The sequence below is a fragment of the Vibrio sp. 03_296 genome, from assembly GCF_002265885.1.
On sequence record NZ_NPKW01000983.1, the window covers coordinates 1 to 999 of the forward strand.

The window sequence follows — 999 nt, forward strand, 5'->3', positions numbered from 1 at the left end:
AAACTCACCAAGGTTGGGATGATGATCGCCAGAGGATAATTGCTTGGCACTATGGTACCTACTTGCAACAAACCCCAGTTATGACAAATGACAAAATAGATCACCATGGCTGGCGTGATCACCGTGACTTTTGACAGCTTGTGCAACGAAGCGAGAAATAAACTGTAGTAAACCAGCAAAGAATCGGAAAGACGCCAATAATGTCGCTCGCGACCAAAATGTGCTCTGCGGCCTGAGTGAATCCAGTGATATTGAGCAGGTTACTGATCAAGATGCTAAATGCAGAAATCAACGAGATTGGTAATAGCATCACAAATGTATTACATAACCCGTTTAAATAAGCATTGCTGGATAACGTTGTTAGAAGAGAAATTAAGGGTGATTTTTCATTAGACCAGATTATTCCAAACACCAGTCTTAAGTCATCTTTTCTTTATTTTATAGTAGAATGAATTCCAAGACAAATTTAGAAGAATTAGCCACCTGAAATTCCATTTAAGTTCAACTGAAAACAGTAGAAAGTTGATCGATTCAACTGAGGCAAAATACATTCACCACTATTATTTCAACCAATGTTACATTCATATTTAAAATAAACAAAGGGTAAATATTACGCGATGAATTATCATTCCAAATTATGACAACGCCACCAATTAGGGGCGTGAACGTTACGCCCCTAATTTGACATCGTCCATCAAGATTTCAATCCTGACGATAGCTATTCTCAATTAATTGAACGAGGATAACGTTCTTCATAAAGGGACATAAAATCTTGACGAATCAAGCTTTCAAGATGAACAGCCTTTTCCGTAGGACAAAAAATCATAAAATTCACCACCTGCTCGCCTGCGGCCGAGCTCGTGATATGAATATGAGGTTCCGCACCTGGTAAACTCCACCACCCGCATTTGTTTTCGATCATCGCGTTATATCGTTTTGCAACGTCTGAAAATAGTGACAATGTTCCTCTATTTTATTCTCTAGATCTGGCAATAATGG

2 pseudogenes are annotated in these 999 nt (G+C 38.6%); both read right to left on the reverse strand.

The window, feature by feature from the left end:
• Positions 1 to 310, reverse strand: a pseudogene (locus CIK04_RS34840) (diguanylate phosphodiesterase); the annotation flags it as partial.
• Positions 311 to 724: 414 nt separating this feature from the next.
• Positions 725 to 999 (reverse strand): annotated as a pseudogene (locus CIK04_RS34845) (mechanosensitive ion channel family protein); the annotation flags it as partial.